The organism is Paenibacillus sp. FSL P4-0081 (assembly GCF_000758565.1).
GTDB lineage: Bacteria > Bacillota > Bacilli > Paenibacillales > Paenibacillaceae > Paenibacillus_AQ > Paenibacillus_AQ phytohabitans.
The window spans coordinates 2,102,783-2,116,000 of sequence record NZ_CP009280.1; the positions used below are offsets into that span (position 1 = coordinate 2,102,783).

Here is a 13,218-nt window from a genome sequence, read left to right on the forward strand (position 1 = left end):
GCTAACCGTCTGATTTCAGGCGGTTTTTCTGTTGCTTGATGTCCCGCAGATTGTGCCAATGTCCTCTCCACAGCAGGCAATCTTTGTTTTGGCCAACGCAAAGAGAAGAAGAGAAGAAGAGAAGAAGAGAAAGCCTGCTAAGTGGAAAAACGACATCTAATATTGCAGAAACCTCTGTATACAGTAAATTAGTTGGAGAAATAGCACTTGCTGCTACACGGATCGGAGAAGAACGAGGGAGGAGGGAAAATTAGGTGGAAAAAATCCAACTAAAATCGGTAACGCTACCCGTGAGGCCTTAGGAAGTGGAGAAAATCCAACTAATCCCTGGGGCGCCATTCACCATCACAAGGAGCAATAACTGCAGGAAATCTGGATGCCCGCCTGAGTTTTGTCCCCTGCAAACAGGGACAGCTGTACGCCGAACACCGCAGATGTACCTATCCAAGGAGGGCGGCAACCGCCTATGATCAACCCGTATGGAAAGCGCTGCCATTATTCGCCGTTCCACCATGGGTAAGCAACGAGCATGCAATGAGCATGCAGTGAGCAAGTTGCGGCAGAAATAGAAAGCGCTTTATAAATTGCCGAGGGGAGCTGGGATATTTGAAGTCTTTGGGTAAGAAAATCGGCTTGTGCCTGCTGATGCTGATCATGACAGCAGCGCAAACCGGACTTGCGGGAACCAGGCAGAATGTGGCGGAGGCAGCTGACAAGGAGCTGGCACAGAAGCCTTATATGGGCTGGAGCAGCTTCAGTATGCAGGTGTATGAGCCTTCAGGGAACTGGATATCGGCGGACAGCATCAAGAAGCAGTCGGATGCCATGCATGAGAAGCTGCAGTCGCACGGCTATGAGTATATTAATATTGACGCTGGCTGGAACGGAAGTATGGATGAATACGGCAGGCCTATTCCAAGTACTGAGCGTTACCCGAACGGGTTCCAGGAGGTCATCGACTATGTCCACAACAACGAGCAGAAAATCGGAATCTACCTGATCCCCGGCTTGTCTATCGATGCCTATAATCAGAATCTGGAAATCTACGGAACTGCCGGTGAATGCCGGATGCAGGACATTGCCGTGCAGCCGCTCAAGATTGTGGATGCCTGGAATGCCTACAGCTACAAGATCGATTTCAGCAACCCCTGCGCGCAAAAGTATATTGATTCCATCGCCGATATGCTTGGCGAATGGGGGATCGACTTCGTCAAATTTGACAGCGTGACTCCGGGGTCGGGAATCAACAATCTGAGTCTTGATGCACGCGGTGATGTGGAAGCCTGGTCCAAGGCTTTGGCCCGGCATGACATATGGTTTGAGCTCTCCTGGGCGCTCGATCATAATTATGTGGACTTCTGGAAGAAATACGCCAACGGCTGGCGGATCCAGTGGGATGTTGAAGCCTACGACAGCAATGTGGGATTAACCCAGTGGGCCAATATCGCCCGGCTGTTCCCGGATGCTGCCCTATGGTGGCGGGATGCCGGTCCCGGCGGATGGAATGACTTCGATTCGCTCAATGTCGGAAACGGGGCAATGGACGGTCTGACCAAGGATGAACGGCAGACAGCCATGACCTTCTGGGCCGTATCTGCGGCGCAGCTCTATATCGGCAACGACATGACCCGGCTTGACGACTATGGCCTGCAGCTGCTGACGAATGACGAGGTCATTGCCGTCAACCAGTCCGGGCGTCCTGCCCATCCGGTGTCGATGGATACGAAGCAGCAGGTCTGGTACGCGAATAACGGCGACGGTACCTATAATGTGGCCCTTTTTAATCTCGGCAGCCGCAGTGCAGCAGTGGATGTGAAGTGGAGCGATATCGGACTCGAAGGCCCCGCTTCTGTCCGCGATCTCTGGAGCCACACTGAGCTTGGAACCTTCGAGGACGGTTACAGTGCAGGTGCGCTTGAACCGCATGCTTCGCGGATGTTCAAGGTGACAGCCAAGGAGGGCACCTCGATTGTTAATGATGATGATACCGGGCTGCGCTACACTGGCTCCTGGCAGCGTAATGGCGGGAAAGAGCAGGTTCCCGGCAGCCAGGATATGAATATCAGCATCACTGATACATCTCCGGCTCCGGGTGAGGGAGATCCGGGGGACGGCGGGCAACAGGGGGGCGGTGCTGGAGCAGATCCGATTGATCCGGGAACAGGCAGCGGAGCATCGGTTACCCGCTCGGTCTATGTCAATGACAGCAATCCGGCGATTGCCTACAGCGGCTCCTGGTCTTCCTCGACCGGCAGATCTGCCGGGGACCACAGGGCAGATGTGCACTATACGGAGCAGAACGGTGACTATTTCCAGTATACCTTCAGCGGTACGGGAATTGAGCTGCTGACGGAGAAGGACCCCGCACAAGGCGATATACTGGTGTATCTGGACGATGCCACAAGTCCGGACCGGGTGAGCACGTATACGTCCGGGGATAAGGAAGCCCAGCAGATCGTATATAGCGCTTCGGGGCTGGCGGAAGGTGAGCATACTCTGAAGGTGGTCAAGGACTCCGGCCAATATATGCTGCTTGATGCGCTGCGGATTACGGCAGGCCAGCTGATTAATCCGCAGGCAGGCAGCTTCGACAAGGCCCCTGGCAGCCAGGCGGATCTGGAGCTTGCACTGGCAGCCGGCAGCGACTCGCTGCTGGCAATCACGAATAATGGCGTTGCCCTGCTGCCGGGCGCCGATTACACTGCTGACGGCAGCACAGTCATCCTGAAAAAGGAGTATCTGTTCAACCAGCCATCCGGCCTTACGGAGCTGGCGCTTAGCTTCGACGGTGGAAGCAGCGAGCTGTTCACTGTCCAGATAACAGGCTCCTCTACAGTGCGCTACGAACAGATCAACAATGATGATCCGGGAATCACCTATAATGGCTCCTGGTCGCGCAGCACAGGAAGAAACATGGGAGACTACAAGGATGATGTGCAGTACACCGAGCTTAATGGTGATTCCTTTGAGTACGCCTTCAACGGGACAGGGATCAGTCTGTATACCGAAGTAGACAGCTCGCAGGGGGATATGGATATCTATGTCGATGGAGAATTCAAAGAAACCGTAAGCGCGTACCGGAACGGGCGGCTGGCCCAGCAGAATCTGTACAGTATTTCCGGTCTTCCGGAAGGCATTCATACATTGCGGGCAGTGAAGAAGTCAGGCCGGTTCATGCTATTGGATATGCTGAAGGTGGAAATTCCCGACCTCGTTAATCCTGTGGAAGCTGTCTTCGACAAGGCAGCTGCGGCTCAGGCGGATATAGACGTGACGCTGCTCCGGCAGCCGGGACTGTTCGGCGGCATCCGCCAAGGGTCTTACACGTTGGTAGAGGATACGGATTATACGCTCTCCGGCAGTACAGTCACGCTTGCGAAGTCCTATCTGGCCGCTCAGCCGGCTGGAACACTTACGCTGATCTTTGAATTCAGCGGTGATTATCAGAATGATGTGCACTACACGGAGAAGGATGGAGACTATTTCGAATATGCCTTCACGGGTAGCGGGATTTCGCTTGTAGGGCCAACAGGCCCGGAACTGGGAGACATTGAGCTGTACGTAGACGGTGAACTGCGGCAGACAGCCAGCGCCTATAGCGCGAACCGGCAGATCCTACAGAGTATTGCCGTCATTACGGGACTGGAGGCGGGCCCGCATGTGCTGAAGGCAGTGAAGAAATCAGGCGGTCTTATGCTGGCCGATCAGGTAAGAATCACCTTGCCGGCTGCTGACGAGGGTCCGGGGGAAGAGCCGACGGCAACACCGGCTCCAAGTGCAACACCGGAACCTGCTGCAACGCCGGAAGCTACAGCCACACCACAGCCCGGAGCCACTGCGCAAACCGGAGGTAATCCGGCTCCGGCTGCAACCGCTTCGCCTGCAGTAACTGTAGCACCATCGCCGACATCTGCGCCGGTTCCATCTTCTACGCCGGGCATTGCAGAGGAACATCATTCCGCATATGCCAAAGGATATCCGGACGGCTTATTTAAGCCGAACCAGAAAATTACCCGCGCCGAGATGGCATCGCTGCTCTTCGCAGCCATCACACCGGAGGCCGGTGGAACAGCGGCATCGTTCAGTGATGTAAGCGCAGATTACTGGGCAGCGGCGGCGATATCCGCTGTGGCCGAAGCCGGGGTGATGACCGGCTATAGTGACGGCAGCTTCAGGCCCGGGCAGTTGATTACCCGTGCCGAGATGGCGAGTCTTGCAGCCGTACTGATACCGGCAGACACGGCATACACGGCCGCAGGCCGCGGATTCCCGGATATTGCCGGGCACTGGGCAGAGGCAGCCATCCTGAAGGCGCAGGGTGCCGGAATACTGAGCGGCTACAGCGACGGCAGCTTCAAGCCCGGCAATCCGTTAACGCGGGCAGAGGCGGTTACGGTGATTAACAGACTTACCGGCAGAGGACCATTACGCGGGATGGCAGTTACCTCGTGGCGGGATGTTCCGCTTACCCACTGGGCTTATGCCGATATCATGGAGGCTTCGGTGAATCATGCCTGGAAGCCTGCAGACGGAGGCGGTGAGCAGTTCAGCGGCTCCTGATTCCTGGATTTCTAACATCTGACTAATGTTAATCATCCGCTTGCACTGCCGCTCGCGCGAATCTCGCGCCGGGCGGCAGTTGTCTGCAGCGAGATCGGAATTACTAATAAAAAGCAGTGATGCCCGCCTGCATCGCTGCTTTTTATTAAATTCCCGATGGCCGCCGCGCGGAGGCGCAGGACAAAAGCTTGACTGGACGGCAAATTGTTTTAAGCTAATATTATGATAGCGCTACCAATAGAGGGGAGAATCTTACCATGCCCAAGTACTCCAAGGTGTTCCGCAGATTTCTGATCTCCTATCTGGTCATCTTAATTATTCCCAGCATTGGGGGCTATATGTCGTACCACACCTCAATCTCTGTAACCCAGTCCATTTCGATTGAGAACAGTGTGACCCAGCTGGAGAAAAGCCAGGAGATTCTGGAGCGCCGCATGGCTGAGGTTGAAGGGCTTACCCGGCAGCTGGCCATTAATCAGGAACTGAATGTTTTGATGAATGAACAAGGCCGTGAAACGAATGTGTTCGGGATCTGGAGAGCGATGCGCAATGTCCTGACCTTCGGACAGACGAATGATTTTTTGCAGGACTATTATATTTATCTGGCCAATTATGATCTGGTGCTGACTGCCGGCTCCTCCTACCGCCCGGATCATTATTACGAGATCTATCACTACAAGGATCTCCCGCTGGAGGAGTGGAAAAAGGAGATTCTGGACCGTACGCACCGGAGTGAGATTAAGCCGCTGAGCGCTTTTGTGAGTAAGGGTACACCTACCTCGGTAATCACCTATATGCAGTCCCTGCCGCTGGATAGCTTCAATAATTCTTCGCCGGCTGTCGTGGTGGTTAATATTGACGAGAAGATTATCGCCAGTCTGCTGTCCGGGCTGACCGAGCGTGACGGCGGCTGGGTGCATATCAGCGATGCGGACGGCAATACCATAGTGCTGCAGGGGCAAAATAATGCTTACGTGGATAAGCTGGCTGCTGATCCCTTTTTTGACGCGGATAAGGTAAGCCAGTTCTACAGGGATGATCTCGTCATAACGACCCGCTCCGGCACGAATGGCTGGGTGTACCAGGCGGGGATTCCCCGCAGTGTGCTGATGGAGAACGCCAATAAAATTAAGCATATGACCTGGCTGATTACGGCTGGCGCCCTATTCCTCGGTCTGCTGGCCGGGCTTGTGCTTGCCTACAGAAACAGTATGCCGATTAACCGTCTGCTGGCCGTGATGAAGGAGCAGTTCGGCAAGGAGGACAGTCCGGAGCGCAATGAATTCGACTTCCTGAGCGGGAATATCGCCGACATGATAACGAAGAACAAGCTGCTGGAGACCGAGCTGAACCGCCAGCTGCCGCTGGTCCGGGATGCTTTTCTCAAACGGCTGATCGCCGGGGAATTCGAATCCAGGGAAGAGATTGTCTCGGCAGCAGAGCAGGCGGATATCGGACTGGGTGAAGGAACCGGGTATGCGGGAATTCTGCAGATTAAAGGGTATACCGGTATGGACAGCGTTGAAATTCTCAATGAGCTGAATGCGGCCCGGCTCCTGCTGAAGCAGACATTTGCCGAGCTGGCGGGTCCGCTCCCGATGACGGATATGGGCTCGGACAAAATAGTCATCCTGTTCTTCTCCAGCACAGCTGACGGTGGCCCGGCGGGCAATGAAGATGGGATGGAACGCCTGATGGATCAGGGGGTTCAGCGGGTGTTTGAGGAATACCGCATTTCGGTGCAGGGCGGCTTCGGGGAGTATTTCTCGTCGGTTACTGAGGTTAGCCAGTCCTTCGAGCAGGCCAGACAGGCGCTGGAATATGCAGTATATACGAACCGTAAAGGAGTCTTGCGCCATCAGGAGGTGCAGATTGAGAATACGACCTATTATTATCCTCTGGAGACGGAGCAGCGTCTGATCAGTACGATCCGCGCCGGCGAGCTGGCCGAGGCGGAGCGGATTATGGAGGCTACTTTTGCACAGAATCTGGGGCCCCGCGAGCTGTCTATGGAAATGAAGCATCAGCTGATCGGGGAGATGAAGGGCACCTTCCTCAAGCTGCTGGATCAAAAAATATTCATGGAGTCCCCGCTGGGGGAGAGCGTCAAACGGCAGATTATCGACATTGACACCTCGGCGCCGCTGGAGAGAATCCAGACGGAATTCCTTGAGCTGACCGGAGAGCTGTGCGGATTCATCACCAACAAAAAGAAGGATGCACACACCCAGATCATCAAGCAGATGTACCAGTATACTGCAGAAATGTACGCCGATACCGAGCTCACCCTGTACCGCGTCGCCGAGCATGTGGAGCGGCCCGAGAAATATATCTCGCAGCTGTTCAAAGAAGTGACGGGGGTGAATTATTCGGATCACCTGATTAAGGTGCGGATGGATGAGGCGGCAATCCTGCTGAGAGAGAGCCGGTACACGGTGGATGAGATCGCGGCCAGAGTCGGCTACAACAGCTCACATTCTTTCCGGCGGGCGTTCAAGCGGCTGACGGGCATTTCGCCGAGCACCTACCGACAATCGCATGGCGAATAGTATTGATTTCACATGCTTAAGCGGCTGCAGCTGTCCATGGTCCGGACGCGCGGCCGTTTTTTATTGTCTGGTAAAGTACATCGTTTAGAAAAGAACACCATTAGGAAAAGAACACCATTCAGATAAATGTTGATAAAACAAATTTTCTCATTTTAAATTAGTACCAAGTTGAGTTAGCCGGAAATAGCAGCTGCCTTTAAATGCGCCGGAAAGTGGGCGGGACGGGAGGGTAAGAGGGATAATCCCTTTGAATGCGCCGGAAGTAGGCGGGACGGGAGAATGAGAGGGATAAATCCCCTTAAATGCGCCGGAAAGTGGGCGAGACGGGAGAATGAGAGGGATAAATCCCCTTAAATGTGCCGGAAAGTGGGCGAGACGGGAGAATGAGAGGGAAAAATCCCTTTAAATCCGCCAAAAGTACCGGGATGAGGAAACGAGGGGCAGAAGTGCCCCTGAATCCGCCAAAAGTAGGCGGGATGAGGAAACGAGGGGCAGAAGTGCCCCTGAATCCGCCAAAAGTAGGCGGGATGAGGAAACGAGGGGCAGAAGTGACCCTGATTCCGCCAGAAGTGGGCGGGACGAGGAAATGAGGGGCAGAAGTGCCCCTGATTTGGACAAGGTATAAGCGGAATGCGGGATGTAAGCGCATGCAATGGACCCCGGAATCCGGGTGAACTGTACGCAAAATACGGAAATGTACCTGTTCAAGACCCGCCGCAGCACCTTATGATCGAGTCGTGGAGAAAGCGCTATCACACAATTTAGCCAGTCAAACCTAAACACCTGCTTCCGCAGCAAGTTCTGCTTGAAGCAATCCAAGTGAAGCAACTTAGCACTACCAAGTACCTGCTTCCACAACAAGTTTTACGCAAAATGAACCAACGGAGCAACACGAAAACCAATCACACGCTTCCGCAGCGATTTTTGCACGAAGTACAATCATGGGCACAAACCAACGCAGTACACGCTGGCACAACTTTAGGGGGGATTAATCTGGAGAAAAATCTGATATTAAACAACAAGCCGGCGCCCCGGAGGAAAGGCCAGAGCTGGCTCTCTAACGCCGGAAAAAGCATGCTGAAGCACTGGCAGCTCCATCTGCTGGTCATTCCACCTCTGCTGTTTTTTCTGATCTTCAAGTATTATCCGATGGCGAATGCGGTTCTGGCGTTCAAGGATTATAACGTCATCAAAGGCATATGGGGCAGTCCATGGGTAGGATTCAGGAACTTTGAACTCTTTTTCGAGAATCCGATGTTCTGGACGCTGGTGAAGAATACCATTCTGCTGAGCGGCTTCCTGCTGCTGGCGGGGTTCCCGATTCCCATCCTGCTGGCACTGATGATCAACGAAATCCGCGGCGGACGGTTCAAACGGTTTGTCCAGCTGGTCTCCTTCGCACCTTATTTTATCTCGACGGTGGTCATGGTATCGATTATTATGCTGTTTCTCGCTCCGCGCCTCGGCTTCGCCAATATTGCCCTGAATTTCTTCGGGCTGGAGTCGGTGAATTTCCTCGGGGAGCCCGGCATGTTCCGCTCGATTTATGTCTGGTCCGATATTTGGCAGACCGCAGGCTATAGCGCCGTCATCTATCTGGCCGCCCTGGCCGGCATCGACCCTACGCTGTACGAGGCAGCCAAGGTGGACGGAGCTTCACGGTTCCAGAAAATCCGCCACATCGACCTTCCGGGCATCGTGCCGACAATTGTGATTATCCTTATTCTAAATGTAGGCAATGTGATGGCGATCGGTTTCGAAAAGGTATATCTGCTGCAGAATCCGCTGAATATCGTCAATTCCGAGATCATCGCTACGTATGTGTACCGGATCGGTCTGCTGAATGCCAATTACAGCTTCGCCACCGCCGTCGGCTTATTCAATTCCTTAATTAATCTGGTCCTGCTGCTTACGGTTAACGGCTTGGCCAAACGAATCACGAACAACAGCATCTGGTAGGAAAGGAGTGCTCGTATGGCCGCTTCGGCAGCAGTTTCCCAAAAAATCAAAGAATCCACCGGTGACCGGATCTTCCTCACTGTGGTCTATGCGGTGCTCATCCTTGTGGTGATAGCCGTCCTGTACCCGCTTATCTTCATTATCAGCAGCTCCATCAGCAGCCCGGCGGCTGTAACCTCCGGCCGTGTGTGGCTCTGGCCCGTCGATATTTCCTTCAAGGCGTTCAAGGTGCTGTTCAGCACGCATGAGATTGTTTCCGGTTATGCCAATTCAATTTTTTATACGGCGGCTGGCACACTGATCAGCGTAACGCTGACGGTAATGATTGCTTACCCTTTGTCGCGCAAAGCGTTTTTTGGACGGAATGCGTTAATGATGGTAATTACGTTCACGATGATCTTCAGCGGCGGGCTGATCCCCACCTATATGGTGGTCCGGCAGATGCACCTGATCGATACCCGCTGGGCGCTCCTGATTCCAAATGCCATCTGGGTGTGGCAGGTGATCATCGCCCGTTCTTTCTTCCAGGCCTCAATTCCAGAGGAGCTCCTTGAAGCCAGCGAGATTGACGGCTGCAGTGACATGCGGTTCATCCGCAGTGTAGTGCTTCCGTTATCCAAGCCGATCCTTGCGGTGCTGGTGCTGATGTATGCCGTAGGCCAGTGGAACTCCTATTTCGACGCACTAATCTATCTGAAGACGGCGGATCTGTTCCCGCTTCAGCTGGTGCTGCGCAGTATTATTATCCAGAACAACAGCTCCGGAGCGATGGATGCAATGGCGATGGTGGAACGGCAGCAGATGGCGGAGCTTCTGAAATATGCGCTGATTGTTGTGGCTACGCTGCCTGTGCTGGTGATTTATCCTTTTGTGCAGCGTTATTTCGTTCAAGGGATGCTGGTCGGGTCCGTTAAGGGCTGAGGCCTGGCATGTACACCTGCAAAGGGGGTGAGTTCATCAGCCGGCAGCAAGAAATATCCACCCTGTTCAACTCAAAAAAAGGGAGTGATTGATTTTGAAGAAAAGCCTTATTAGTTTGTTAATGCTGGTAACGGTACTTACAGTTGTGATCAGCGGATGCTCGGGCAAAAATACAGACAGCCCTTCGGGCGCCCAGGCCACCAGCGGGAATGCAAGCGGAAATACACCGGCTGCGGCAGCACCTGTTGAAGTCAGCGTCTTTGCTGTCCAGGAATCGGGCATTGATATTCCAACCAATAAATTCACCACCTTCCTTCAGGACAAATTCAATATTAAGTTCGACTGGCAGATCAACCCGTCCGACGGGGCCAAAGAGAAACGACAGATCTCGCTGGCCAGTGGCGACTATCCTGATGCTTATCTGCTCACCGCTTATATTGATGAATTCTCGCAGGGCGATGTGCTGAAATACGGCCAGCAGGGCGTTCTTGTGCCGCTGAATGATCTGATTGACAAGTATGCACCGAACATTAAGGCAGCAATGGAAAAAACACCTGCACTGAAGACGCTGAACACAGCGCCGGACGGCAATATTTACGGGCTGGGTGCTTACACGGAATGCTTCCACTGCTCTTATCCGAATAAAATGTGGATCAACACCGAATGGCTTAAAAAGCTGAATCTGGAAGAACCGAAAACTACCGAAGAGTTCAAGCAGATGCTGGAAGCCTTCAAGACACAGGACCCGAACGGCAACGGCAAGGCCGATGAAGTGCCACTGAGCGGTTCCACTGAAGATTTCGGTGTACGGATTATTCCTTATCTGATGAACAGCTTCGTCTATGACGATGACCGCAATTACCTCAACCTGACACCGGACGGCAAGGTCGAATCGGCAGCCATCAAGCCGGAATGGAAAGAGGGCCTGACCTATATCAAATCCCTGTTCGATGCCGGGTTGATTGATCCGGGGGCTTTTACCCAGAATGCTGAAGCGTTCAAAAAAATCGGCGAGAACGCCGATGCGGAAATTCTTGGCGCCGGTGCGGGCATGCACCCTGCCATCTTCATCAATATTGACCCGGGCAACACGCGTTCAGCGCATTACAACCCGCTTGCTCCGCTTACCGGTCCTTCCGGCGTATCGTTCGCCACCCATGATGCAGGCGGTGTATCGCCGGGAGCCAAGTTTGTCATTACCAACAAAGCGAGTGAAGAAGCACAGATTGCTTTGATCAAAATGGTCGATTATATGTTCACCCCGGAAGGCCAGACCAACTCGGCCAGCGGAATGAAAGGCATTGACTGGACCGATCCGGGTGAAGGCGATGTGGCACTCGGCAAGGATTCGAAGCCGGTGATCAAGCAGATTCCGATGGCAGAAGGCGAAGCGCCGCGCAATGCGGGCTGGAGCGGAATGGGTCACTTCTATATGCCGAAGGAGTACCGCGATACTTTTGTCCAGGGAACAGATATCTATGCTTCCAACGGATATGAACGCAGACTCTATGATGCTACGCTGCTGTATGAGGGCCATGAACCGAAGGACCTGTTCCCGCTCTGGTCGATCTGGATTGACCCGAGTGACATCGACGAAGCCAGCATGCTGCAGACGAACCTCAGAAACTACATTGAGCAGAACGAGCTGCAGTTCATTACGGGCAACAAGGATCTGAACAAGGACTGGGATGCTTATGTAAAAGGTCTTAAAGACCTGAAGCTGGACCGCTATCTGGAGATTCTGCAGAAGGCTTATGATGTGTCAGCGAAATAAAGCCGGATAGCGCGGAAACGCGGGCGGCCTAACCGCTGCAAAACGGATGCCGGCCTCCTTGGCCGGCATTGCTGTTTGTAGGGACGTTCAAACACGTTCAAGTATTCACCGCAAGTAAGGCTAAGGCCTATTCATTTGGTAAAGAGGTGGAATTATGCAATACCAGAACAGCGGAGGCATTCCGGGTATTGAACCGCGCCGGGGACTGCCCGGGATGAGAAGCAAGCTTGCGGGGGCTGCCCCGCTTACAGCCGCTTTTCTGGGCGGCTCGATTACGGAGGGGGCCGGCGCTTCGGATGCGGATACCACAAGCTGGCGTGCACTGACCGGAGCGTACCTGCAAAGGTTATACGCAGGCCATCCCGTGCGCTGCATCAATGCCGGGGTCGGCGGGACCACCTCCACCTTCGGTGCACACCGGTTGCAGGAGCATGTGCTGCGCCACGGGGAAATAGACCTGCTGTTTGTTGAATTCAGCGTGAATGACGGGGAAGACCGCGGGGAGTCCATCCGCGGTATGGAGGGAATTGTCCGCCAGTGCCGGCGTCTGTCACCGGAGACGGAGCTGATCTTCGTGTACACGGCAGCCGACAAGAATCTGACCGGCTACAAGCCTTTTAATATCGCCGTGCATGAGGAGGTGGCTGATCATTATGGCATCCCGTCGATTGACTGTGCGGCGAAGGTGTATACCATGATCCACACAGGTGAGCTGAATTGGAAGAGGTTCGCTCCGGACGGATACCATCCGCTTGATGCGGGGCATGCGCTGTATGCAGGGCTGGTGCAGGAGTACTTGCAGCAGGCGATTGTGCCATGCGGCGTTCAGCCGGGATGGCTGGAGGAAGCAGGGCCGGAAGCGGGGGTGCCTGGAGAGGAAGCAGAAGCACAAGTGACGGCGGTGCTGAAAAAGGAAACGGGGCGGGAAGCAGCAGTATCTGGAGAGGAAGCAGAAGCGCAAGAGACGGTACAGCTGATACAGGAAGCAGGAGAGGAAGCGCTGCTGCCCATTCCGCTGGATAGCCGGAATTATGAGTACGGCGGATTGCTGGATTACAGTGCCGCCGCCTATTCCGCAGGCTTCCGCACCCAGGAGCTGGAGCCCGGGGAGCCACTGATGAATTGGCGGTTCTCTACAGAGCATGCCTATACTGATGATCCGCAGGCAGAATTCAGCTTCACGGTGACGGGACAAGGTGCCGGACTGGTGCTGCTGTACGGGCCGGACTCGGGTATTGTGGAATATTCGCTGAACGGCGGGCCTTACGCTGAAGTCAATCTGTTCGATGACTGGTGCCTGAATGCTTACCGTCCAATCCTGGCGTTGTTCCCGATTCAAGAGAAACGCGGCGTATTGCAGGTTACAATTCGCAATACAGTGCACAAGGACAGCCGGAGTACCGGGACCGGTCTGCGGGTACTTAAGCTACTGCACAACTGATGCAGCACCGCAGC

General features: G+C 54.1%; 6 protein-coding genes. All 6 read left to right on the top strand.

Translation table 11 applies throughout. The features are described 5' to 3' along the window. Positions 1-606: 606 nt before the first annotated feature. The 6 genes from P40081_RS37365 to P40081_RS36260 all read left to right on the top strand — a co-directional run bounded on the left by P40081_RS37365 (position 607) and on the right by P40081_RS36260 (position 13,204). Positions 607-4,560 (top strand): X2-like carbohydrate binding domain-containing protein, encoded by a 3,954-nt coding sequence (locus P40081_RS37365; RefSeq protein WP_052421728.1) that lies wholly within the window; start codon positions 607-609, stop codon positions 4,558-4,560. A 257-nt stretch (positions 4,561-4,817) separates the two neighbouring features. Continuing rightward, positions 4,818-7,109: a helix-turn-helix domain-containing protein gene (locus P40081_RS09010; protein WP_042134899.1), complete on the top strand. Its 2,292-nt coding sequence runs from the start codon at positions 4,818-4,820 to the stop codon at positions 7,107-7,109. A 1,074-nt stretch (positions 7,110-8,183) separates the two neighbouring features. Then, positions 8,184-9,068 (top strand): ABC transporter permease, encoded by an 885-nt coding sequence (locus P40081_RS09015; protein ID WP_039307795.1) that lies wholly within the window; start codon positions 8,184-8,186, stop codon positions 9,066-9,068. Between the two features lie 15 nt (positions 9,069-9,083). After that, positions 9,084-9,989, top strand: a complete 906-nt coding sequence (locus tag P40081_RS09020) for a carbohydrate ABC transporter permease (protein ID WP_042134901.1) — start codon at positions 9,084-9,086, stop codon at positions 9,987-9,989. Between the two features lie 94 nt (positions 9,990-10,083). Further along, the gene (locus tag P40081_RS09025; RefSeq protein WP_042134903.1) at positions 10,084-11,763 is read left to right on the top strand and encodes a type 2 periplasmic-binding domain-containing protein; all 1,680 of its coding nucleotides are present in this window, start codon (positions 10,084-10,086) and stop codon (positions 11,761-11,763) included. A gap of 154 nt (positions 11,764-11,917) precedes the next feature. Then, complete coding sequence (locus P40081_RS36260; RefSeq protein ID WP_052421729.1) at positions 11,918-13,204, top strand: SGNH/GDSL hydrolase family protein; 1,287 nt, start codon at positions 11,918-11,920, stop codon at positions 13,202-13,204. The last annotated feature ends 14 nt before the right edge of the window (positions 13,205-13,218 follow it).